The organism is Bradyrhizobium manausense (genome assembly GCF_018129685.1).
Taxonomy (GTDB): Bacteria; Pseudomonadota; Alphaproteobacteria; order Rhizobiales; family Xanthobacteraceae; genus Bradyrhizobium; species Bradyrhizobium manausense_D.
Map to the genome: position 1 here is coordinate 16,896 of NZ_JAFCLG010000006.1, position 15,889 is coordinate 32,784.

General features: G+C 65.4%; 15 protein-coding genes. 10 read left to right on the plus strand and 5 right to left on the minus strand.

From position 1 onward, the window contains the following. From JQ621_RS16615 to JQ621_RS16625, 3 genes are all read left to right on the plus strand, one after another. Nucleotides 1-1,302: a dihydroorotase gene (locus JQ621_RS16615; RefSeq protein ID WP_212236019.1), complete on the plus strand. Its 1,302-nt coding sequence runs from the start codon at nt 1-3 to the stop codon at nt 1,300-1,302. Between the two features lie 35 nt (nt 1,303-1,337). Further along, nucleotides 1,338-1,934 carry a glycerol-3-phosphate 1-O-acyltransferase PlsY gene (gene plsY, locus JQ621_RS16620; protein ID WP_212236020.1) on the plus strand — a complete coding sequence of 199 codons (597 nt, stop codon included), beginning with the start codon at nt 1,338-1,340 and terminating at the stop codon, nt 1,932-1,934. A 206-nt stretch (nt 1,935-2,140) separates the two neighbouring features. Then, on the plus strand, nt 2,141-3,310 hold the full coding sequence (locus JQ621_RS16625) for a patatin-like phospholipase family protein (protein ID WP_212235767.1): 1,170 nt from the start codon (nt 2,141-2,143) through the stop codon (nt 3,308-3,310). Here the strand turns inward: JQ621_RS16625 and JQ621_RS16630 are convergent. After that, nucleotides 3,302-4,546, minus strand: coding sequence for an amidase (locus tag JQ621_RS16630; protein WP_212235768.1), 1,245 nt, complete (start codon nt 4,544-4,546; stop codon nt 3,302-3,304). The two genes, JQ621_RS16625 and JQ621_RS16630, sit on opposite strands and share 9 nt — an antisense overlap. 90 nt (nt 4,547-4,636) lie before the next feature. Between JQ621_RS16630 and dprA the strand changes: the two genes are divergently transcribed. Then, nucleotides 4,637-5,779, plus strand: a complete 1,143-nt coding sequence (gene dprA / locus JQ621_RS16635) for a DNA-processing protein DprA (RefSeq protein ID WP_212235769.1) — start codon at nt 4,637-4,639, stop codon at nt 5,777-5,779. Between the two features lie 116 nt (nt 5,780-5,895). On the opposite strand, the gene JQ621_RS16640 is transcribed toward dprA, so the two are convergent. Beyond that, nucleotides 5,896-6,078, minus strand: coding sequence for a hypothetical protein (locus tag JQ621_RS16640; protein ID WP_212235770.1), 183 nt, complete (start codon nt 6,076-6,078; stop codon nt 5,896-5,898). A 170-nt stretch (nt 6,079-6,248) separates the two neighbouring features. Then, on the minus strand, nt 6,249-7,019 hold the full coding sequence (locus JQ621_RS16645; RefSeq protein WP_212235771.1) for a glucose 1-dehydrogenase: 771 nt from the start codon (nt 7,017-7,019) through the stop codon (nt 6,249-6,251). Between the two features lie 120 nt (nt 7,020-7,139). Between JQ621_RS16645 and JQ621_RS16650 the strand changes: the two genes are divergently transcribed. Next, nucleotides 7,140-7,607 (plus strand): winged helix-turn-helix transcriptional regulator, encoded by a 468-nt coding sequence (locus JQ621_RS16650; protein WP_212235772.1) that lies wholly within the window; start codon nt 7,140-7,142, stop codon nt 7,605-7,607. A 107-nt stretch (nt 7,608-7,714) separates the two neighbouring features. Then, a complete protein-coding gene (locus JQ621_RS16655; RefSeq protein WP_212235773.1) occupies nt 7,715-8,161 on the plus strand; it encodes a flavodoxin family protein in 447 nt (148 codons plus the stop codon). A 203-nt stretch (nt 8,162-8,364) separates the two neighbouring features. Here the strand turns inward: JQ621_RS16655 and JQ621_RS16660 are convergent, their stop codons facing one another. Then, complete coding sequence (locus JQ621_RS16660) at nt 8,365-8,604, minus strand: hypothetical protein (RefSeq protein ID WP_212235774.1); 240 nt, start codon at nt 8,602-8,604, stop codon at nt 8,365-8,367. A 226-nt stretch (nt 8,605-8,830) separates the two neighbouring features. On the opposite strand from JQ621_RS16660, the gene topA reads away from it, so the two are divergent. From topA to JQ621_RS16680, 4 genes are read left to right on the plus strand one after another with little or no spacing between them, the layout of a single operon-like run. After that, the gene (gene topA, locus JQ621_RS16665) at nt 8,831-11,596 is read left to right on the plus strand and encodes a type I DNA topoisomerase (protein WP_212235775.1); all 2,766 of its coding nucleotides are present in this window, start codon (nt 8,831-8,833) and stop codon (nt 11,594-11,596) included. Between the two features lie 7 nt (nt 11,597-11,603). Continuing rightward, nucleotides 11,604-13,955: a ribonuclease R gene (gene rnr / locus JQ621_RS16670; protein ID WP_212235776.1), complete on the plus strand. Its 2,352-nt coding sequence runs from the start codon at nt 11,604-11,606 to the stop codon at nt 13,953-13,955. Beyond that, a complete protein-coding gene (locus JQ621_RS16675) occupies nt 13,949-14,389 on the plus strand; it encodes a DUF983 domain-containing protein (protein WP_212235777.1) in 441 nt (146 codons plus the stop codon). The genes rnr and JQ621_RS16675 overlap by 7 nt, the downstream gene beginning before the upstream one ends. Before the next feature lie 32 nt (nt 14,390-14,421). Then, nucleotides 14,422-15,171 carry an NUDIX hydrolase gene (locus tag JQ621_RS16680; protein ID WP_212235778.1) on the plus strand — a complete coding sequence of 250 codons (750 nt, stop codon included), beginning with the start codon at nt 14,422-14,424 and terminating at the stop codon, nt 15,169-15,171. Here JQ621_RS16680 and JQ621_RS16685 read toward each other — a convergent pair. Further along, entirely contained in the window at nt 15,168-15,725 is a 558-nt protein-coding gene (locus JQ621_RS16685) for a hypothetical protein (protein ID WP_212235779.1), read from the minus strand. The two genes, JQ621_RS16680 and JQ621_RS16685, sit on opposite strands and share 4 nt — an antisense overlap. Between the last annotated feature and the right edge of the window lie 164 nt (nt 15,726-15,889).

Consider the following 15,889-nt stretch of genomic DNA (forward strand, 5'->3'; position numbering starts at 1 on the left):
ATGCTGACCGACCGCCGCCCCATCCTGCTCGCCAACGCCCGCGTCGTCGATCCGTCCAGGGATTTCGACGGTCCCGGCGACGTGCTGATCGCCGACGGTGTCATCCGCGAGACCCGCCGCGGCATCGGTGCGGCCGGCGTCCCCGAAGGCACCGACGTCATCAACTGCTCCGGCAAGATCGTGGCGCCCGGCCTGATCGACATGCGCGCCTTCGTCGGCGAGCCCGGCTTCAGCCATCGCGAGACCTTTGCCTCGGCGAGCCGGGCGGCTGCGACCGGCGGCATCACCACCATCATCTGTCAGCCCGATACGTCGCCCGTCATCGACAATTCGGCGACCGTCGACTTCGTGATGCGCCGCGCGCGCGACACCGCGATCGTCAACATCCTGCCGATGGCGGCGCTGACCAAGGGCATGCGCGGCGAGGAGATGACCGAGTTCGGCCTGCTCAAGGCCGCCGGCGCGATCGCCTTCAGCGACAGCGACAAAAGCGTGACCAATGCGCAGGTGATGCGCCGCGCGCTGACCTACGCCCGCGATTTCGACGCGCTGATCGTGCACTACACCGAGGATCCCGATCTTGTCGGCGAAGGCGTGATGAACGAGGGCGAGTTCGCCTCGCGGCTCGGCCTGATGGGCATCCCGAACGCGGCGGAAGCCGTGATGCTGGAGCGCGACATGCGCCTCGTCGCGCTCACCGGCGGCCGCTATCACGCGGCTTCGCTGACCTGCATCGACTCGCTCGAGATCCTCAAGCGCGCCCGCGACGCCGGCCTCGCCGTGACCGCCTCGGCCTCGATCAATCATCTTGCGTTGAACGAGAACGACATCGGACCCTACCGCTCGTTCCTGAAGCTGTCGCCGCCGCTGCGCACCGAGGACGACCGCCGCGCGCTGGTCGCCGCCGTCGCCTCCGGCCTCATCGACGTCATCATGTCCGACCACAACCCGCAGGACGTCGAGGTCAAGCGCCTGCCCTTCGCGGAAGCGGCGCCCGGCGCCATCGGTCTCGAGACCATGCTGCCGGCGGGCTTGCGACTGGTCCACAATGACGAGCTCGACCTCAAGACCCTGATCCGCGCGATGTCGACGCGGCCGGCCGAGTTGCTTGGCCTGCCGGGCGGAACCCTGCGCAATGGCGCACCGGCCGATGTCGTCGTGATCGACCCCGACGTGCCCTGGGTGGTCGACCCCGCCGACCTCAAATCGCCCTGCAAGAACACCCCGTTCGACGAAGCCCGCTTTACAGGCCGCGCGATCAGGACCATCGTCGGCGGCCGAACGGTTTACGAGCATGTCTGATGGGCGCTGGCTATGTCAGCCATGGAGGCACCGCCATGGGGCTTGATGTGTTCCTGCCGGTGGCCTTCGTCATCGGCTACCTGTTCGGCTCGATTCCGTTCGGGTTGATCCTGACGCGCCTGGCCGGGACGCAGGATCTGCGCTCGATCGGCTCCGGCAATATCGGCGCCACCAACGTGCTGCGCACGGGCCGCAAGGGGCTCGCTGCGGCCACCCTGCTTCTCGACGCGCTCAAGGGCACCGCGGCGGTGGTGATCTCCGGCTACATCGCCGGCCCCAATGCCGCGATGGTGGCGGGCCTCGGCGCCTTCCTCGGCCATCTCTTCCCGGTCTGGCTCAAGTTCAAAGGCGGCAAAGGCGTTGCCGTCTATATCGGCATCCTGCTCGGCCTGTTCTGGCCGGGTGCCGTCGTGTTCTGCCTGCTGTGGCTGGCGACCGCCTTCACCACCCGCTATTCCTCGCTTTCGGCGCTGGTGGCGGCCTTCATCACGCCACTGTTCCTGTGGTGGTTCGGCCACCTCGCGCTGGCCTCGCTGTTCGCGGTGCTGACGCTGCTGCTGTTCTACATGCATCGCGAGAACATCAAGCGATTGCAATCGGGAAAAGAAGGCCGGATCGGCGAAAAGGCCTAGGTCGCTTTTTCGAGCGACGCCGCCGGTTCGCCTCAAGAAAACGCGCCAGAACAAGAAGCCGGAAAAAGTACGGATACCGCCACAGCGCGCCCGCATGATATGCCAAATCCTGTTCGCAACTTGCGTCCGGCTCGCCGGCGCTAGTGGCGAACGTGGTCCATGCCTGTCATTCTGACATCGGAAATGGCGTTACGCGGTTGCTCAGAATGAGCGAGAAGATTGACGGCACGCATGATGACCGTGGCGCGCAGGGCAGTGCGGCGAGCCGCCTGCTGTCATCGACCAATATCTGGTCCGATGCGCCCTCACCGCCTCCGGCGCCAGAGCCTGCATCCGTTCCACTGCGGCAACCCGATCCCGTCCCGCAAGCTCGCGTGACCTTTGCGACCGTTTCACCCAGGCACACCCGCGCCGATCAATGGCCGCCGCGAAAACTCTCGCTGGCGCTCCAGGGTGGCGGCACCTTTGCGGCGTTCACCTGGGGCGTGCTGGAGCGGCTCCTCGAAGAACCATCCATCGAGTTCGACGCGATCAGCGGCGCCAGCGCCGGCGCCATCAACGCGCTGCTGCTGGCGTGCGGCCTTGCCGAGGATGGCCGAGAAGGCGCCCGCAATCGCCTGAACCGGTTCTGGATCCGGCAGATGCACGAGGCCTCGTTCCGCTCGCTGATGCTGATCGGCGGCTTTTCCCCGGCGGGAAGCTCGGTCGCGTTCGGCCCGACGCTGCGCTCGGGCCAATTCGATCCGTTCGATCTCGACCCGCTGCGCCAGGCGCTCGCCCGCGACATCAATTTTGCGGCTTTGCGCGACGCACGATGCCCAAAGCTCCTGATCGCGGCGACGCGGATCCGGGACGGCGAGCTGCAGATTTTCGGCAATGACGCCGTGACCGCCGACGTGGCGCTGGCCTCGACCTGCCCGCCTCTGGTTCACTGCGCCGTCGAGATCGACGGCGAGGCCTATTGGGATGGCGGCTTTGGCGGCAATCCGCCGCTGATCAGGCTGGCGCAGCAATCGACCACCGCCGATCTGCTGCTCGTTCAAGTCACGCCGACGCGCGACGGCTTTGTCCCGATTACGCTCGCCGCGATCGATCGCCGCCTCGACCAGATCGCCGCCAATGCGGCGCTCAAGGCCGAGATCGCAGCGATCGAATGGGCGCGATCCCACGCAGCCCCTGCGCTGCGGCTGTCGACGATCGCTGCGGAAGACTCGATCGAGGGCCTGGCGCAGCGTTCATCGACCGATCTCGGCCGCGGCTTCATTCGCATGCTGCACCGAAACGGCCGCCAGGCCGCCGAGCGCTGGCTCCGACAGGGCGCGACAGGCACTGAAGCCCAACGCGCTCGACCCGTCGCCGAACCCGCGCTAGCCTGATTTCGCCAGCGCGTTCTCCAGGAACCACGCCGCAGCGAGTGCGCCGGGATCGTTGCCGAAGCGCGCGATCACCTGCACGCCAACAGGCAGGCCACCGACCTTCATCACCGGTACGTTGACGCAAGGATTGCCCATCAACGTCCAGAGCCGGTTGTAGCGGGGCGAGCCGGTCGAGGCGAGCTCCTTGGCCGGTGCGGTGCCCGGCGCCGAATAGGTGAGCAGCACGTCGACATGCTCGAACAATTCGCCGAGCTCCCGGCGGCCACGGCGGGCGATGCGGCGTGCATCGTCGTACTCCTTCGGCGTCAGCCCGACTGTTTCGTCCAGGCTCGCACGCAGCATCGGCGCGATCTCGTCGTGACGCGTGTCGAACTCCCAGGCGAGCGCGCGATGCGCCTCGAAATCCTGGATGATGGGGTGAATGCGCCACGCTTCCGCGACCGCCTCGGGCAGATCGATCGTCCGCACGCCGGCGCCGGCCTTCTCGGCCGCCTTGATCGCAGCCTGCAGGCCCTCTTCCGCCGCCGGCTCGACGGCCTCGGCGAATTCCTGCCTGACCACGCCGATGCGCGGCGACTTCGCCGGCGCAACATTTTCGAATTCCGTCCGGCCGGTCATTCCCAGAAGTCCACGCGCGAGATCTTCCGCGCGCGATCCGAACAGGCCGACCGTGTCGAGCGCCCACGAGTAACACTTCACGCCGACCGTCGGCAGCATCCGGAACGACGGCTTGATGGCGGCAGCCCCGCAATAGGCCGCAGGCCGGATGACCGAGCCGCCGGTCTGCGTGCCCAGCGCCAGCGGGATCATGCCGGCACCGACGGCGGCCGCCGAGCCCGACGACGAGCCGCCCGGCGTATGACCGGGATTGTGCGGATTGAGCGTCGGCGTCGGATCCCGCGAGGCGAACGCTGTCGTCGTGGTCTTGCCGATGATGGTGGCCCCGGCCCGCTTCAGCATCATCACGACGGGCGCATCGCTGCGCGGCTGCCAGCCGCGATAGATCTCCGAGCCCATCTCGGTCGGCATATTGGCGGTGTCGATGATGTCCTTGATGCCGACGGCGATGCCGCGCAGCGGACCTGACGCCTGCGCCTTGGCCGACTTGTCGTGGCGGACGAAGGCACGGACGTCCTTCTCCCTGGCCTCGATCGCCGCATGCGACTGGGCAATGGCGTCATCGGGCGAAAGCTCGCCCGCTTCAATGCGGCGTTGGAGGTCGGCAAGTGAGATCATGGCGATATCCTTCTTATTGGCATCGCTTTTAGCATCGGGGCGCGGTCGCGCAAGCGCACGTGGCTGTTGATCACGCCCTCAGGTTGTTCCATGCTGCCTTCGCAAGGAGACGCCGTGGACGCCATCAATAAAAGCGCGAAAGTGAGCGAGGCTGACAGGATCGACCGCCTGCGGCTGATCCGCTCCGAGAATGTCGGGCCGCGCACGTTTCGTTCGCTGGTCGATCATTTCGGCACGGCGCGCGCCGCGCTGGAGCGCCTGCCGGATCTGGCGCGCCGTGGCGGCGCACAGAAATCGGGGCGCATCTGCAGCGTGGATGAAGCAAAGGCCGAGCTCGCCGCGAGCCACAAGCTCGGCATCGCCTGGCTCGCGCCCGGCGAGGACGGCTATCCGGCGCGGCTGGCGACGCTCGACGATGCGCCGCCCCTGCTGGCCGTGCGCGGCGACGTCGCGACCTTGATGCGGCCGATGATCGCGATCGTCGGCTCGCGCAATGCTTCCGGCGCGGGTTTGAAATTCGCCGGTCAGCTCGCGCGCGAACTTGGCGAAGCCGGCTTCATCATCATCTCGGGACTTGCGCGCGGCGTCGACCAGGCCGCGCATCGTGCGAGCGTCGAGAGCGGCACCATCGCCGTGCTCGCAGGCGGGCACGATTGCATCTATCCGCCGGAGCATGACGGCCTGCTCACCGCGATCCTCAATCAGAGCGGCGCGGCGATCTCAGAGATGCCGCTCGGCCACGAGCCGCGTGCTCGCGACTTTCCTCGCCGCAACCGCCTGATCTCGGGCGCTTCGCTCGGCGTGGTCGTGGTGGAGGCCGCGCACCGTTCGGGCTCGCTGATCACCGCGCGCATGGCCGCCGAACAGGGCCGCGAAGTGTTCGCCGTCCCCGGCTCGCCGCTCGATCCGCGCGCCGCCGGCACCAACGATCTGATCAAGCAGGGCGCGACGCTCGTCACCGAAGCCACCGACATCATCAATGCGGTTCAGCCGATCATGGAGCGGCCGCTGATGCGTCCGATGAGTGAGCCCGACGGCGATCCGTTCGAGAACGATCCGCAAGGGCACGACCGCGACCAGATCACCGGCCTGCTCGGCCCTGCCCCTGTTACGATCGACGATCTCGTGCGGATGTCCGGTGCTTCGCCCGCGGTTGTGCGGACGGTGCTGCTGGAACTGGAACTGGCCGGCAGGCTCGAGCGTCACGGCGGTGGAATGGTGTCTCTGGTCTAGGGATCGCTGCGCTTGTCGACATGCGAGTGCGCCGCCTCGATCTGCTGAGGCCGCGCCGACTTCATCAGGCGCCAAACATCTGCGGCGGCCGATGGACCGGTGGATGCCTTTCGAAGCTAAAACCAGGCGCCCTGCACGCCCAGGATCACGGCAAAGAGCGACACGAGCAGGCCGACGCCGGAGAAAATCGCGACCCCGATGAACTCTGCCGTGTCGGATTGCCTGGCGGGAACAGCGGAACGTTCGGTGTAAACACGCGGTGCTGAAATCGGAGAAAAAATGCGTGCTGATTTCGACATGGCGGGTTCCTCAAATGGGCCGTAAAACCCCTTCCCCGTAAACAAAGTCTGAGCAGCCGGCGCGAAGGTTCAACGCATCACGCAAGCGTCAGAAAATACATCCTGCAGGACGTGAGAACCGGACGGCGCAACTGGCCGCCGGCCGGTTCGATTATCGCTTGGCTCGATCATCAGCGATAGATCGGCGCACCGCTCGGCGAGGCCACCGCGCCACCGTCGACGAAGATCTCCTGTCCCTGAATATGCGCAGCATCATCGGAGGCGAGGAACAGCACCGTCTTTGAAATGTGATCCGGTTCACCCATTCGGCCGAGCGGGGTCGAGAGCGCGATGCGCTTCTCGAACGCTTTCTCCGCTTCGGGCGTCGCGATTGCCGCGCCCCAGATCGGCGTGCGGATCGCGCCCGGCGCGACCACGTTGACGCGAATGCCGCGCGGCGACAGTTCCGAGGCCATGATCCGCGCCATCGCCCGCACACCCGCCTTCGCCGCGCCGTAGGCGGAGTAGCCGGGAATGCCGAGCACCGAGATCACCGAACCGTTGAGAATGATCGAGGCGTTGTCGTTGATGTACGGCAGCGCCGATTGCACCGTGAAAAACACGCCGGTGAGATTGGTGCTGATGACTTTCTGGAACACCTCGAGCGTCGCAGATCCGAGCGGCGTGCTGCCGGGAATGCCGGCATTGGCGAACAATATGTCGAGCCTGCCGAATTTGTCGGTGCCCTTCTTGATGGCAGCTTCGGTCGCGGCGATGTCGGTGGCATCGGCAGCGAGCGCGACTGCGTTCGGGCCGAGTTCCTTCGCGGCCGCCTCCAGCGTCTCCTTGTTGCGCCCGGTGATGATCACCTTGGCGCCCTCGGCCACGAACAGCTTTGCCGTTGCAAGGCCAATGCCGCTGTTGCCGCCCGTGATCAAGGCCGTCTTGTTTTTCAGTCTCACGCTCGCCTCCAATGGTTGCATTATGAAACTGATTGCGATGTAGACCATATGGTTTTATAATGCAACTACACGAGCGCGTGAGCAACGACTGGACCGTGCGAACGCGAAAGGAGCGGGACGATGGTGAAACGAACCAGCTTTGAGGGCGATGCCTGCCCGATCGCACGCGCCCTGGAGGCGATCGGCGACTGGTGGTCATTGCTGATTGTCCGCGAGGCGCTGTTCGGCCTGCGCCGCTTCGGCGAGTTTCAGAGCAAGCTCGGCATGGCCAAGAACATCTTGTCCGCGCGGCTGCGCGCGCTGGTCGACCACGGCATCCTGGAAACCGCCCCCGCCTCCGACGGCAGCGCCTATCAGGAATATGTGCTGACGCCGAAGGGCCGCGGCGTCTTCCCGATCCTGGTGGCGCTCCGGCAATGGAGCGAGGAATTCGACGATCGCCCTGAGGAGATCGCGACCATCCTGGTCGATCGCGCGAAGGGCCGCCCGGTGCGCAAGCTGGAGCTGCGCGCCGAAGATGGCCGGTTGCTCGCGCCCGCGGACACAATGCTGAAGCCACGGCCGGCACCGCGGCGGCGGTCGGCCTAGCAGCGTCGAACGCCTCCCACTCCGGCATTGCGAGCGAAGCGAATATCCAGACTTGTGCAAGAGATAGACGGCGTCAAAGATAGCTAAACCGCCGAAGTAGCGCCGCCATGCCCCTGCTTGCGATCGTGTATTTTTCCGTCTCCGGCACCACCGATAGGCTGGCGCAAGCAATGGCGCGTGGCGGGGCTGGAGCCTCGGACGTCGCGCTTTGCCGGATCGCGGGCCATGACATTCTATCAGGCCGTTTTCAGAATGAGAGCTTGTTAGAGACGATCGACCGCGCCGGAGCGGTCGCATTTGGCAGCCCGACCTATATGGGCGGACCCGCGGCGCAATTCAAAGCCTTCGCAGACGCTTCAAGTGACCGATGGAGCCAGCAGCGATGGGCCAATAAGTTCGCAGCCGGGTTCACTACCGGCGCCTGCGCGAGCGGCGATCAACTCCATACACTGACCTACTTTTCCATTCTGGCCGCGCAGCACGGCATGCTCTGGTGCGGACTGGATATTCCGGGTGGGGACGATCCGAGTGGCCGCAATCGGTTGGGCAGCTAGCACCGTCATCCCCGCGCAATGGCGAAGCCATTGTCGCTGAGGTGCTCGCCTCTTCGGCGAGCCTCGAAGGGCGACGGCCCCAACTGCATCTCGGCCGTTCATCCTTCGAGGCTCCCGGCACGATGCTCCGCATCGCGCCACTCGCACCTCAGGATGACGGGTTGGACAGCGGCGCATTCAAATCTGACACCGCCCTGAGCCCCTCACGACAGCTTGCGCTTGCTCCGCAGCCGCAGGTGCTCGTCGGCCTCGAGCTTGGTCATTCCCAGGAGATAATGCAGCACATCGAGCTTGTGGCGCCCGGCGAGCGTGCGCAGGGCGCCGACCTGCTCCGCGATGAAGGCGACGGCCTCATCGACCCCGCCTTCCCCCGGTTCCTCGTTGCGCGAGCCTCCTCGCGCGCCCGTTGCGGCGCGCGCGCGCTTCTTTCCTGGCTTTGCCACCAGCCCCACCCGAATCCATGCCCCGCCGGAACATTACGCCCATAGCGGCCGCAACTCCAAGGTGGTAATTTGCAACTTTCTTGATATGAAACTTTTCTTAATCGGCAGGCCTTCAACACCCCTCGATTTGACAGGGACGGCCGCACCACCCATGTTCGAGTCGAAACGGCCGACCCGAATCTAGAGGAAATCGGCCCTATATTTCCCCGTAAGTTACTGGAACTACATGAATATCGTCATTGTGGAGTCGCCGGCGAAAGCCAAGACGATCAACAAGTATTTGGGCTCGTCCTATGAGGTTCTGGCCTCGTTCGGCCATGTCCGCGACCTCCCGGCCAAGAACGGTTCCGTCGATCCTGACAGCAATTTCAAGATGATCTGGGAGGTCGATCCCAAGGCGGCCGGCCGGCTCAACGATATTGCCAAGTCCCTGAAGGGCGCCGACCGCCTGATTCTGGCGACCGACCCTGATCGCGAGGGCGAGGCCATCTCCTGGCACGTGCTGGAGGTGATGAAGGAGAAGCGCGCGCTGAAAGATCAGAAGATCGAGCGCGTGGTGTTCAACGCCATCACCAAGCAGGCCGTCACGGACGCGATGAAGAACCCGCGCCAGATCGACGGCGCGCTGGTCGACGCCTACATGGCGCGGCGGGCGCTCGACTATCTGGTCGGCTTCACCCTCTCCCCCGTGCTGTGGCGCAAGCTGCCGGGCGCCCGCTCGGCCGGCCGCGTGCAGTCGGTGGCGCTGCGCCTCGTCTGCGACCGCGAGCTCGAGATCGAGAAGTTCGTGCCGCGTGAATATTGGTCGCTGATCGCGACCTTGCTGACCCCGCGTGGCGATGCCTTCGAGGCGCGCCTCGTCGGCGCCGACGGCAAGAAGATCCAGCGTCTCGACATCGGCACCGGCGCGGAAGCCGAAGACTTCAAGAAGGCGCTGGAACTCGCCACCTACGCCGTGACGGCGGTTGACGCCAAGCCGGCGCGCCGCAATCCGCAGGCGCCCTTCACGACCTCGACGTTGCAGCAGGAAGCCAGCCGCAAATACGGCTTTGCGCCCGCTCACACCATGCGCATCGCGCAGCGCCTTTATGAAGGCATCGACATCGGCGGCGAGACCACCGGACTCATTACTTATATGCGTACCGACGGTGTGCAGATCGACCCGTCTGCCATCACCCAGGCACGCAAGGTGATCGGCGAGGATTACGGCAACGCGTATGTGCCCGATAGCCCGCGCCAGTACCAGGCCAAGGCCAAGAACGCCCAGGAAGCGCACGAAGCGATCCGCCCGACCGACCTCTCGCGGCGCCCCGACAGCATGAGCCGCAAGCTCGATGCCGATCAGGCAAGACTCTATGAGCTGATCTGGAAGCGCACCATCGCGAGCCAGATGGAATCGGCGGAGCTCGAGCGCACCACCGTCGACATCACCGCGAAGGCCGGCGGTCGCACGCTGGAGCTGCGCGCCACCGGCCAGGTCGTCAAGTTCGACGGTTTTCTGGCGCTCTATCAGGAAGGCCGCGACGACGAGGAGGACGAGGACTCCCGCCGCCTGCCCGCGATGAGCCCGAACGATGCGCTGAAGCGGCAGTCGCTGTCCGTGAGCCAGCACTTCACCGAGCCGCCGCCGCGCTTCTCTGAAGCCTCGCTGGTCAAGCGTATGGAAGAGCTCGGCATCGGCCGGCCCTCGACCTATGCCTCGATCCTCCAGGTGCTGAAGGACCGCGGCTACGTCAAGCTGGAGAAGAAGCGCCTGCATGGCGAGGACAAGGGCCGCGTCGTGGTCGCGTTCCTGGAGAGCTTCTTCAGCCGCTACGTCGAATACGATTTCACGGCCAACCTGGAGGAGCAGCTCGACCGCATCTCCAACAACGAGATCTCCTGGCAGCAGGTGCTGAAGGATTTCTGGACCGGCTTCATCGGCGCCGTCGACGAGATCAAGGACCTGCGCGTCGCGCAGGTGCTCGACGTGCTCGACGACATGCTGGGCCAGCACATCTATCCGCCGCGCACGGATGGCGGTGATATCAGGCAGTGCCCGAGCTGCGGCAACGGCCGGCTCAATCTCAAGGCCGGCAAGTTCGGCGCGTTCGTCGGCTGCTCGAACTATCCGGAATGCCGCTACACCCGTCAGCTTGCCGCCGACAGCGAGCAGACTGCCGATCGTTCGTTGGGCCAGGATCCCGATACGGGGCGCGATGTCTGGGTCAAGGCCGGGCGCTTCGGGCCGTATATCCAGCTCGGCGAGCAGAAGGATTATGAAGAAGGCGAGAAGCCGAAGCGCGCGGGCATCCCGAAGGGCACCTCGCCTGGCGATGTCGAGCTCGAGCTCGCGCTGAAGCTGTTGTCGCTGCCGCGTGAGATCGGCAAGCATCCGGAGACCGGCGAGCCGATTACGGCCGGCCTCGGCCGCTTCGGGCCGTTCGTGAAGCACGAGAAGACCTATGCCAGCCTCGAGGCTGGCGACGAGGTCTTCGACATCGGGCTCAATCGCGCGGTGACGCTGATTGCCGAGAAGGTCGCCAAGGGCCCGAGCCGGCGCTTTGGTTCCGATCCCGGCAAGGCGCTCGGCGATCATCCGACGCTCGGCACCGTCACTGTGAAGAGCGGCCGTTACGGCGCCTATGTCACCGCGGGCGGTGTCAATGCAACGATCCCCGCCGAGTTCGAAAAGGACACGGTGACGCTGCCGCAGGCGATCGCGCTGATCGACGAGCGCGCGGCCAAGGGCGGTGGAAAGAGCGGCGGCAAGACCAAGAGCACCAAAACGGCGAAGAAGGCGGCAAAGCCGGCCAAGGCCAAAAAGGCTGCGGAGGGCGACGACGCCGCGCCGAAGACGAAGAAACCGGCCGCGAAGAAAGCCGCGGCCAAAACCAAAACCGAATCCACCAGCAAGGCGCGCGCAGGCGTGGCGTCGACGGCAAAGACGTCGGCGACCAAGTCAGGCGGCGCAGCCAAAGCTCCGGCCAAGAAGAGTGCCGGCACCAATTAGAGGTTAAGTGAAACGCAAGAAAGACCATGGCTTTCCCGAGCGGAGCGCCATCGTCGCCTTCATCAAGGCACATCCCGGCAAGGTCGGAACCGGCGACATCGCGCGCGAGTTCGGCCTGAAGAACGCCGATCGCATCGCGCTCAAGCGCCTGCTGCGCGAGCTCGCCGACGACGGCACCATCAAGAAAAAACGCCACACGGTCTCCGAGCCGGACAGCCTGCCGACCACGCTGGTCGCCGACATCACTGGCCGTGATGCCGATGGCGAGCTGATCGCCTCCCCCAGCGAATGGGACGAGGTCGAGAGCGGCGAGCCGCCGAAGATCCTCATCACAATGCCGCGCCGGCCCAAACCCGGCACCGCGGCCGGCGTCGGCGACCGCGTACTGCTGCGGGTCGAGCCGTCCAACGAGAGCGAAGGCCCCGCCTATCGCGGCCACGTCATCAAGGTCTTCGACAAGACCAAGAGCCGCATCCTCGGCGTGTTCCGCGCGCTTCCCGAAGGCGGCGGACGGCTGGTCCCGGTCGACAAGAAGTCCGCCGACCGCGAGCTGAACATCGCCGCGGCCGACACGCGCGGAGCAGAGGACGGCGACCTCGTCAGCGTCGACATCGTCCGCACCCGCAGCTTTGGGCTGGCCTCAGGCCGGGTCAAGGAGAAGCTCGGCTCGGTCAAATCGGAGAAGGCGATCAGCCTGATCGCGATCTACGCCCACGACATCCCCTTGCAATTCTCCTCCGCCGCCGAGCGCGAGGCGGAAGCGGCGGAGCCGGCAAACCTGAAAGGGCGCGAGGACTGGCGCGACGTGCCGCTGGTCACCATCGATCCGCCCGACGCCAAGGATCACGACGACGCGGTGCATGCGCAGCCGGATTCCGATCCAAACAACAAGGGCGGCTTCATCGTCGACGTCGCCATCGCCGATGTGAGTTTCTACGTCCGTCCGGGCACCGCGCTCGACCGCGCCGCACTGGATCGCGGTAATTCGGTCTATTTCCCCGATCGCGTCGTGCCGATGCTGCCCGAGCGCATCTCCAACAATCTCTGCTCGCTGGTGCCGGGAGAGCCGCGCGGCGCGCTCGCGGTGCGGATGATCATTGCGCCCGACGGCCGCAAGCGGTCGCACAGCTTTCATCGCATCCTGATGCGTTCGGCCGCCAAGCTGAGCTACGCGCAGGCACAGGCCGCGATCGACGGACGGCCTGACGATACCACCGGGCCCCTGCTCGATCCGATCCTGAAGCCTCTTTATGCGGCTTATGCCTGCGTCAAGCGCGCCCGCGACGAGCGCGATCCGCTCAATCTCGATCTGCCCGAGCGCAAGATCCTGCTCAAGAGCGACGGCACCGTCGACCGCGTCGTGGTCCCTGAACGTCTCGACGCGCACAGACTGATCGAGGAGTTCATGATCCTGGCCAACGTCGCCGCGGCCGAGATGCTGGAGAAGAAATCGCTGGCGCTGATCTACCGCGTGCATGACGAGCCGACGCTGGAAAAAGTCCACGCGCTCTCGGAATTTTTGCAGACGCTCGACGTTCCCTTCGCGAAGTCAGGCGCGCTTCGCCCGGCCCTGTTCAACCGCGTGCTGGCGCAGCTCGAAGGCCATGACCATTTCCCGCTGGTGAGCGAGGTGGTCTTGCGCGCGCAAGCACAGGCAGAATATTCGTCTGAGAATTACGGTCATTTCGGCCTGAATTTGCGCCGCTACGCGCATTTCACTTCGCCGATCCGCCGCTATGCCGACCTCGTCGTGCACCGCGCGCTGGTCCGCGCGCTCGACCTCGGCGAAGGCGCCCTGCCCGACAGCGAGACGGCGGAGACCCTCGGCGAAGTCGCCGCACATATTTCGCTGACCGAGCGGCGCGCGATGAAGGCGGAGCGCGAGACGGTCGATCGCCTGATCGCCCACCACCTCGCCGACCGTATCGGTTCGACGTTCCAGGGCCGCGTCTCCGGCGTCACCCGCGCCGGCCTGTTCGTCAAGCTGAGCGAGACCGGCGCCGACGGACTGATCCCGATCCGATCCCTCGGCACGGAATATTTCAACTATGACGAGGGCCGCCACGCTTTGGTCGGCACGCGCAGCGGCACCATGTATCAGCTCGGCGATGTCGTGGACGTCCGCCTGATTGAGGCTGCCCCCATCGCCGGCGCGCTGCGCTTCGAGCTGCTGTCGTCGGACAGCGCAACCGCCCCGCGCGACCGCAGACGACCGGGGCCGCAGCGCCGCCCTTCGTTCAAAGCGCATCCCGGCCGCAGCCCGGACAAAAAACACAAGCCGCCGAAGCCAAAGCCCGGCAAGAAGGGCAAAGGAAAGAACAAGGGCAAAGGCAAGGGAAACAAGGGCAAGGCATGGTGACCATGAGCACGGCCCCAAAGATCTGGACGCGCGAGACCGGCCTTATCGAGAAGCGCGACCTCTGGGCTGCGATGAAGCGCGGCTTCCGCGGCCGCTGCCCGCGCTGCGGCGAGGGCAAACTGTTCCGCGCCTTCCTGAAGACGGCGGACGATTGCTCGGCTTGCGGCCTCGATTTCACGCCGCACCGCGCCGATGATTTGCCCGCCTATCTCGTGATCGTCATCGTCGGCCACATCACCGTGCCGAGCATCCTCTGGATCGAGACCAATTACACCACGCCGATCTGGCTCAGCTTTGTGGCCTATTTGCCCTTCACCTTCTTTGCCTCGCTCGGGCTGCTGCAGCCGGTGAAGGGAGCTGTGGTCGGCTTGCAATGGGCTCTGCGCATGCACGGGTTTGACGACAACCCGCCGGATGGTATTCCGCCTGTGTAAGCAGAATAAGCAAGAACAGTCTGGGTGAGGATATGAGCGATACGGCGCAGACGGCCGAGAAGGCCAAGATCCACGAGGGCAAGGAAGCCGATCACCATCCCTATTTCCGCCCGAGGGATGCAGCGACCCTCATCCTGGTCGATCGCAGCGGCACCGTTCCGAAAGTCCTGGTCGGCAAGCGCCACGACAAGGTGGTGTTCATGCCGGGCAAGTTCGTCTTCCCCGGCGGCCGTGTCGACAAGGACGATCATCGCGTGCCGTGTGCTGCGCCCATCACCACGGAGCTGGAGGCCAATCTCGCCAAGGGCAGCCCGAAGACGCCGGCCTCGCGCGCGAAATCGCTGGCGATTGCCGCCATTCGCGAGGCCTGCGAGGAAACAGGTCTCTGCCTCGGCCGCAAATCCGAGGTCAAGGCCAGGCTCGAAGGCCCCTGGAAGCCGTTCGCGGATGCGGGCCTGCTGCCCGACCCCTCCAGCCTGTTCCTGATCGCGCGCGCGATCACGCCGCCCGGCCGCGTCAAGCGCTTCGACACCCGCTTCTTCACGGCCGATGCCTCCGCGATCACCCATCGCGTCGACGGGGTGATCCATGCCGATGCGGAGCTGGTCGAGCTGGTCTGGGTCGAGCTCGGCTCGAAGCCACTCGCCGATCTGCATCCCATGACACGGAATGTGCTCAACGAGCTCGACAGCCGCCTTGCCACCGGTCCCTTGCGCCACGATGCGCCGGTGCCGTTCTTCCATTTCTACGGCGGCAAGATGCAGAAGGACATCTTGAGCTAATCGGCGCGGGCGTCGTCGTCAAAAGGCTCGGTCCCGACATAGTCGCGTGCCGGCAATTTCAGCGCACGCCCGAGCTCCTGAGCGAGTTGGTTGGCATCTTCGCGTTTGGTGAAGCTCATCAGCGAAATGGCTTCGGTGCCCTTGCTGCCGCAGAGATTGACGTCATAGGTGGTCAATTGCGGATCGTCGTCGTCGGTGATGCTGATGAAGTGATAGTCGGCGAGGTCGCGGGACCTGCGAAAGTTCAGCGGGCCGAACTGTCTGGTGATCACGATCTGGCGCAACGTCTCGTTGAGCACGACGAAGGTGCGGAACGTCAGCAGGATCAAGCCGGGAATGCCGATCAACAGCCCGAGGCCGGTGAACACCAGCACCGGCACGAGGTCGTCGGCGAGCCGGCCGAAGCCGGAAAAATCCTGGCGCAGGCCGAGCGCGACATTCCAGAGCAAATAGGCGCTCGCCGCCAGCAATGGCAGCGACAGCAGCCGGCCGAACCAGGGCATCGGACGGTCGATCCGGACGATGCTGCCGTTTACACTCATTGCCGCTGCCATGAAAAGTCTCCTCACGGGTCTTGGCTTGGTCGGAGCGAGTCGCAGGTTGGTTCGACAGCCCCCCTTGCAACGCCCCCGAATGACGCGATTGTGCTGAAGCGCCAGCGAAAAACAAAAAATTGTTCTCAGCCATCCCAATGGCGGAGTTCCCGGGCATGCCTATG

Coding starts and splice junctions, on each gene's coding strand:
- JQ621_RS16615 (WP_212236019.1), top strand. CDS start 1: ATGCTGACCGACCGCCGCCCCATCCTGCTCGCCAACGCCCGCGTCGTC.
- plsY (WP_212236020.1), top strand. CDS start 1,338: ATGGGGCTTGATGTGTTCCTGCCGGTGGCCTTCGTCATCGGCTACCTG.
- JQ621_RS16625 (WP_212235767.1), top strand. CDS start 2,141: ATGAGCGAGAAGATTGACGGCACGCATGATGACCGTGGCGCGCAGGGC.
- JQ621_RS16630 (WP_212235768.1), bottom strand. CDS start 4,546: ATGATCTCACTTGCCGACCTCCAACGCCGCATTGAAGCGGGCGAGCTT.
- dprA (WP_212235769.1), top strand. CDS start 4,637: ATGCTGCCTTCGCAAGGAGACGCCGTGGACGCCATCAATAAAAGCGCG.
- JQ621_RS16640 (WP_212235770.1), bottom strand. CDS start 6,078: ATGTCGAAATCAGCACGCATTTTTTCTCCGATTTCAGCACCGCGTGTT.
- JQ621_RS16650 (WP_212235772.1), top strand. CDS start 7,140: ATGGTGAAACGAACCAGCTTTGAGGGCGATGCCTGCCCGATCGCACGC.
- JQ621_RS16655 (WP_212235773.1), top strand. CDS start 7,715: ATGCCCCTGCTTGCGATCGTGTATTTTTCCGTCTCCGGCACCACCGAT.
- topA (WP_212235775.1), top strand. CDS start 8,831: ATGAATATCGTCATTGTGGAGTCGCCGGCGAAAGCCAAGACGATCAAC.
- JQ621_RS16675 (WP_212235777.1), top strand. CDS start 13,949: ATGGTGACCATGAGCACGGCCCCAAAGATCTGGACGCGCGAGACCGGC.
- JQ621_RS16680 (WP_212235778.1), top strand. CDS start 14,422: ATGAGCGATACGGCGCAGACGGCCGAGAAGGCCAAGATCCACGAGGGC.
- JQ621_RS16685 (WP_212235779.1), bottom strand. CDS start 15,725: ATGGCAGCGGCAATGAGTGTAAACGGCAGCATCGTCCGGATCGACCGT.